Genomic DNA, 6000 nt, shown 5'->3' on the forward strand with positions numbered 1-6000 from the left:
ACTTTTGCTTTGAAAGTTAGTTATTAATTTACAACTCATATTTTAAAACGGAATCATAAACTGAAAATTATGTGATTTAATAGTGTCATTAACTGCTATGTGGTTTTAAATGCAGTAAATGATTTTATAGATGTTGTTTTTATTAGTATTTGATTTTAGAGGTTGTAAATGAAGTCTCGTGGACCATTTTGTATTCGCAATGCCGCAGCGGATACTTTTGCTATGGTGGTTTTTTGTTTTATTACAGGGATGATTATCGAGATCTTAATTTCGGGTATGACGTTTGAGCAGTCTTTAGCATCACGCACATTGTCTATCCCAGTAAACATCGCGATTGCATGGCCTTACGGTATGTTCCGTGATTGGGTATTACGCCAAGGTAACAAACTATCACCCTCTTCGTTTATGAAGAATGTGTCTGACTTGGTGGCGTACGTATTGTTCCAATCTCCAGTCTATGCGGGCATTTTGCTGGCAGTAGGCGCGTCAACTGACCAAATCATCACGGCAGTAGCAAGTAATGCAGTTGTGTCATGTGGCATGGGTGTCCTTTACGGTTACTTCTTAGATCAGTGTCGCCGTTGGTTCCGAGTTCCAGGTTACTATCAAGAAGCCTAATTGCCCCAGTTTTGCGCAATTTAGCTAGATAGTGAGCAAACAAACGCAAAAGGGCGCTTTTTTTCGTGTTTAGCCTTGACCATCAGGAACATAATCATTAAATTAGCGCCTCGTTAGCCAATGATGCTAACCACAATTTGATTCGGTGAGTTGTCCGAGTGGCTGAAGGAGCACGCCTGGAAAGTGTGTATACGGCAACGTATCGAGAGTTCGAATCTCTCACTCACCGCCACATTCGAGCCCCTAGAAGTTTCTAGGGGCTTTTCTCGTTTTATAACTCTCTGTTTTTGAACGAATCAACAGTTTCACTACGTATCACCCGTCTTTTACTATCCCAAACTTTATTGTATGCCAAAGTGTATGCTTCTAAGCTGTGAGAAAAATCGGCATACATTTGCGTCGAAAATTCAGCATACAGGTTTGTGGGGAGCAGGATTGCCAAGTTTCTTATCCCACCTTTTATCTCATTGAAAAATCATCATTCACCTATTTTGCATACCGAAAATTTCAGGGAGCAGGATAGGTCGAAAAACTGCATACAGTTTGGCTAAATTTCAATTCTAAGGAGGGGATGATGGCAAAACTAACGGCAAAAGAAGTATCGAATGCAAAACCTCGCGATAAAGCCTATCGACTGGGAGATGGCGGAAACCTCTATCTTCATATAAGAAAAAGTGGGGCGAAATCTTGGGAGTTTAGATACACCAAACCCTCAACAGGCAAACCAACATTTGCAGGCATTGGCTCTTTTCCAGATGTCTCATTAGCTGAAGCTAGATCAAAAGCCACAGAGTTCAGAAAAAACATTGCTGAGGGTGTTGATCCGCAACTGCTCAAAATTGAGCAAAAAGCGAAGTTAGCCACTGAACAGTCTAATACCTTCAAAGCAGTTGCCTACTTGTGGATGGACACGAAACAAAACCGTATCTCGCCTAAAACCATCGAGGGTAACTGGCGAAAGTTGGAACTCTACGCTTTCCCGATGCTTGGCTCGATCCCTATTACTAAGTTATCAGCCCCAATGGCAATAGCGGCGCTTAAACCTGTCGAGGAGGCTGGTTATTTAGAGACCGTAAAGCGCACCGCGCAGTTGATCAACGAAGTGATGACGTACGCTGTCAATGCTGGACTTATACATTCAAACCCACTCAGTGGTATTAGAGAAGTTTTTAGAAAAGCGAAAGTCACTCATATGAAAGCCTTAAGCCCAGATGAGTTGCCCGAGTTAGTGCGAGCAATAGCCAGAGGAAACATGGCAATTACAACAAAATGTCTTATTGAGTGGCAACTGCATACGATGACACGCCCAATCGAAGCGGCGGCGGCACGTTGGTGTGAAATCGATTTTGAACAACGGTTATGGATTCTTCCTGCCGAAAGAATGAAAGCAAGGCGCGAACATATAATCCCATTAACAGCGCAATGTATGGCTATATTGGAAATGATCCGACCAGTGAGTGGACACAGAGAATTTATTTTTCCCTCGATTCGAGACCCTAAAAAGCACACGGATTCTGAATCTATCAATAAGGCGTTAGGACGTATTGGATTCCAAGGTCGAACGACAGCTCACGGATTACGCTCATTGGCATCAACAACGCTTAATGAGCAAGGGTTTGATAGTGATGTTATTGAGGCTGCTCTGTCTCATTCAGATAAAAATGCGATTCGGAAGGCGTACAATCGGACGACGTATCTAGAACGTCGTCGCCCCTTAATGGAATGGTGGAGTCAAAGAATTGAAGAAGCGAGTTACGGCAGTGTTTCTGTAACAGGCTATCGCACTTTAAACATGGTGCCGCATTTAGAGTTTGGGGAGAAAGTGAGAAAAATATAATTAAACGTAAGAAAAATGCGTCATTAATTTCGAGTGCTTTCGTTTTCTTAACCATATTCATAGTGATATGTAATTAAATACGGGAGTGTCGCTATGTCTCTACGCATCATTCGCCTCAAAGAGGTTATTGCCTTGACTGGCTTATCAAAAAGTTCGATTTATCGTTATGCAGACGGAAAAGCATTTCCTCAATCCGTTCAATTAGGCGCGCGAAGTGTTGGATGGATTGAGGAAGAGATTAACCAATGGATGCAAGGGCGTATTGATGAGCGCAGGGTTGAGTAAGATGTGCTTCTTTAGCTTGTATAATGTGTGGTGTGCTGAGTTAAGAGCCACCACACACTGTTAAGTTGGTTTACAGCATAATTGATCAAGTGTTTACTGAGATAAGAAAAGTAGAGTACGACCGAATCGTTTGGTGTTCACAATGCTGATGTCGCTGGATTAGCTTATTTGTGGACAAAACTCATTTAGAGCACCTAATTAAATTAGCAATTCACAAATTACTTTTTGTATGGGAACTTGAGTTAGGGAGAGCTAGCGCTTCGGTTGAATGGCACTAGCTAAAAGGGTTGGCTTAGATTAGGGCAGGTGCGCACAACGAGCGATATCTTAAACCAAGCCCTTCATTAAGAGAGAATTAACAGCCTCGAGTGAAAAATAAGTAGCTATGATTTAGAGTTTGGACCAACGTCTAAAACACCGTACATTTGATAGTGCTTTATGAGTTCATCCTTACAATTTAAAGTGAGGCATTCGCGAGTAGCAATTAATTTCCCTTGTTTATCATAGTAACTCGTTTTACTTTTTTTTCCCTTTACCTCTCTCACTCCTGACCACCTATTGCCGAGCACATCTACACCGTAAAGATATGTTTTATTACCAACACCAGTGGAGTTTTTCTGCCAAATATTATCATCATAATCTCTACATACTTCATAATGAGTGTTGCCAGAGAAAGACTCACTACACATCGGCGTATACGGATGTGTCATCATACCTTCGCCATAGGATTGCTGAGAGAGGATTGAAAGCCCAACAATCATTAAGAACCTAGCCATTTTAATTCTCGTTTTTATTCTGTGCATACAGAAAACCACGGGGTTACCCGTGGATGAATGCCAATTTCAAAATTACAGCGTTAGCTGTTTGTAATTTTGGTCAACGCTTTAGCGTTGTAACCAGTAAGTACCCCGGGCATGCCCGAGGGTATCTACTTGACGATTAACTATACACTTAAGTGCAATGCCAACTAATGACATGCATCAATGTTGGTTGGTGTTTCATTGAGCAGGAGAATCAATCGTACAAAGATTTCTTGGTGATGATTATTCCTATTTTGGTAAATAGACGAGTTAGCTATCCAAAATCAGGTTTCCTTCGACCGAGAAAACGTTAATAGCGTTTAAAGAAGAAATCCATACCCAGAGAGTACAAAATCGCTTTGAAAGTTTGTGACGCTTTGATCTCGATTAACAGGGCAAAAATGTGTTTTCTATAGCCTATTTACTTAGAATTTAAAACTAAAATCAGAAATTTTGAATAGCAGGTGCAATCTAAAATCCCAAGAAATGCTACGCTTCTAGATGAATTACATTTTGATAATTTATTGTAAGGTAAAAGCCCGATTAATGAGATATGAATAAATAAAGCTACTAACGAAAAAAGGGCACTTCTGAGCGGCGTTTTTCAAGGTTGTTGTCATCATTCGCTTAGTTATTAAGTGGCTTCTCTTTCTGGATTTTGATGAACCTCACCAACGGGTTCACAGTTCCTAATCTTGCCTGACCAACGCGCAGGATATCGTTCTCTTGCTACCAACAACACTTCAGAACGACGTCTTAAAATCTCGCTATCTTTGCCATTGTGACGCTCTGATGGCGTGACGTAATTTAACTTACTGTGTTTATGCTCGGTGTTATACCAACGTACGAATGCCTCAACCCAACTACGACTTGCATCGAGTTGTTCAAAGCCTTTTGTTGGCCAGCTAGGCATGTACTTCACGGTACGGAATAGCGACTCAACATACGGGTTATCATCACTGACTCTGGGGCGACTGTATGATGAGGTGATACCAAGCTCATCCATTTTCGCTCTGAACGTCAGTGACTTCATTGGCGCACCATTGTCCGAGTGCAGTACCAGTGGCTGATTAAAGCATTGCTCGCGCATCAGCGTCCGCTGTAATAACTGTGAGGCTAACTCACCGCATTCACATTCGTAGACATCATAGCCAACGATTTTTCGGCTATAGATATCTTCAATCACGTAGAGATAGTAATGCTGACCGCGAACCCTAGATGGCAAGTAAGTAATGTCCCATGTGTACACTTGATTGGGACCTGTTGCCGTATAACTTGTTGGCTTAGCCTGCCTTTCTCGCGACAATACTGACTGAGTTCATTCTCCGTCATCGAGTAAGTTTCAGCGACAATGGCGAGTTTAGTTTGAGCAGACCACTGCTCTGATGAAGTATTACTATTTGGCACAGCGGCTCCTGAACGTCTAAGTTGCTGCCGCCAATGATACAAGGTTGCAGTGCTAATACCTTCCTCTTTTGCTACTTGGCTTACAGACATTGAATAAGGAGGCTGTAGCTTCTTCAATATGGCTTCTTTTCTTTCTGTTGGAATGCGATTCAAAATCCACTCATTACCACCCAAACTGGTTAAATTTTAACAGTGACAACAATCCTGCCAGAGGGGGTGAGATAGAAGTGCACAATTGATTTTTCTATGGGCTAAAATACTTATGGACAAAACTCATTTAGAGCACCTAATTAAATTAGCAATTCACAAATTACTTTTTGTATGGGAACTTGAGTTAGGGAGAGCTAGCGCTTCGGTTGAATGGCACTAGCTAAAAGGGTTGGCTCAGGTTATGTTATGTTAGGTTCGCACAATGAGCGTTACGTTAAATTACTCATTACTTTCTTTTAAACCAAAGCAATCCCACTCTATCAGCAATCGACTAAAATTATTTTTTGAAAGATATTTTGCATCCAAACACTCACCATCATCATCGCATAGCACAAGGAAAAAAGAGCTCAATTCTTGTGTGCAGCCTAACGAAAACCACTGAGCAACAATAGTCTCGTAATTTTCTTGATATGAAGCGATTTCAAAGGCGTTGTTATTACGTGTTTTAAAATAAATTTTTAATTTCACGGTTTATACCATTTATCTCATACACATCATATTTAAGACTACGTTGAGTGAGTTACTGAACATTCTTAATAAACTGAGACCAAAAGCAACTACATCATATGCAACTAAGTGCTAATGTAAGACTGTGGGTACATAACTATGGGATGGTGTTATGAGTTTGAATGAAATAAAAAAGTACGATGCTTTAGAAGTTGCTCTACAAGTCACTATTTTGTCATTTGAAAAACTTTAGCATCAAATGGAAATGCATGGAGAGCCAAAAACACATTTGAATGGCTTCAAATCGAAGCAAAGAAGCTCTTAAGTTAAAACAACATAAAGTTGTGGTTGTCAATCCCCGATAGAAATGTCCTCTTTTCTCCCCATTAGAAATGT

General features: G+C 40.8%; 6 protein-coding genes, 1 tRNA gene and 1 pseudogene. 4 read left to right on the forward strand and 4 right to left on the reverse strand.

The genetic code is table 11. The features are described from left to right. Positions 1-168 precede the first annotated feature (168 nt). The 4 genes from AACR11_RS12880 to AACR11_RS12895 all read left to right on the forward strand — a co-directional run bounded on the left by AACR11_RS12880 (position 169) and on the right by AACR11_RS12895 (position 2740). Entirely contained in the window at positions 169-618 is a 450-nt protein-coding gene (locus AACR11_RS12880; RefSeq protein WP_005441741.1) for an L-alanine exporter AlaE, read from the forward strand. A 144-nt stretch (positions 619-762) separates the two neighbouring features. Beyond that, positions 763-850, forward strand: a tRNA-Ser gene (locus tag AACR11_RS12885). A 339-nt stretch (positions 851-1189) separates the two neighbouring features. Next, complete coding sequence (locus AACR11_RS12890; RefSeq protein ID WP_079324763.1) at positions 1190-2455, forward strand: tyrosine-type recombinase/integrase; 1266 nt, start codon at positions 1190-1192, stop codon at positions 2453-2455. A gap of 93 nt (positions 2456-2548) precedes the next feature. Continuing rightward, complete coding sequence (locus tag AACR11_RS12895; protein WP_053052850.1) at positions 2549-2740, forward strand: helix-turn-helix transcriptional regulator; 192 nt, start codon at positions 2549-2551, stop codon at positions 2738-2740. A gap of 383 nt (positions 2741-3123) precedes the next feature. Here the strand turns inward: AACR11_RS12895 and AACR11_RS12900 are convergent, their stop codons facing one another. The 4 genes and pseudogenes from AACR11_RS12900 to AACR11_RS12910 all read right to left on the reverse strand — a co-directional run bounded on the left by AACR11_RS12900 (position 3124) and on the right by AACR11_RS12910 (position 5625). Then, positions 3124-3516 (reverse strand): hypothetical protein, encoded by a 393-nt coding sequence (locus AACR11_RS12900; protein ID WP_079324765.1) that lies wholly within the window; start codon positions 3514-3516, stop codon positions 3124-3126. A gap of 658 nt (positions 3517-4174) precedes the next feature. Further along, positions 4175-4834, reverse strand: a pseudogene (locus tag AACR11_RS12905) (transposase); the annotation flags it as partial. Next, positions 4723-5037 (reverse strand): transposase, encoded by a 315-nt coding sequence (locus tag AACR11_RS29865; protein ID WP_416316084.1) that lies wholly within the window; start codon positions 5035-5037, stop codon positions 4723-4725. The pseudogene AACR11_RS12905 and the gene AACR11_RS29865, both read right to left, overlap by 112 nt. Positions 5038-5376: 339 nt before the next feature. Continuing rightward, positions 5377-5625: a hypothetical protein gene (locus AACR11_RS12910; protein WP_079324767.1), complete on the reverse strand. Its 249-nt coding sequence runs from the start codon at positions 5623-5625 to the stop codon at positions 5377-5379. Positions 5626-6000: the final 375 nt, after the last annotated feature.

The sequence above is a fragment of the Vibrio sp. L85 genome (genome assembly GCF_963871815.1).
GTDB lineage: Bacteria > Pseudomonadota > Gammaproteobacteria > Enterobacterales > Vibrionaceae > Vibrio > Vibrio harveyi.

Bases quoted from the DNA above. Each gene is read 5' to 3' on its own strand.
- AACR11_RS12880 (WP_005441741.1), top strand. From the start codon at position 169: ATGAAGTCTCGTGGACCATTTTGTATTCGCAATGCCGCAGCGGATACT.
- AACR11_RS12895 (WP_053052850.1), top strand. From the start codon at position 2,549: ATGTCTCTACGCATCATTCGCCTCAAAGAGGTTATTGCCTTGACTGGC.
- AACR11_RS12890 (WP_079324763.1), top strand. From the start codon at position 1,190: ATGATGGCAAAACTAACGGCAAAAGAAGTATCGAATGCAAAACCTCGC.
- AACR11_RS29865 (WP_416316084.1), bottom strand. From the start codon at position 5,037: ATGTCTGTAAGCCAAGTAGCAAAAGAGGAAGGTATTAGCACTGCAACC.
- AACR11_RS12900 (WP_079324765.1), bottom strand. From the start codon at position 3,516: ATGGCTAGGTTCTTAATGATTGTTGGGCTTTCAATCCTCTCTCAGCAA.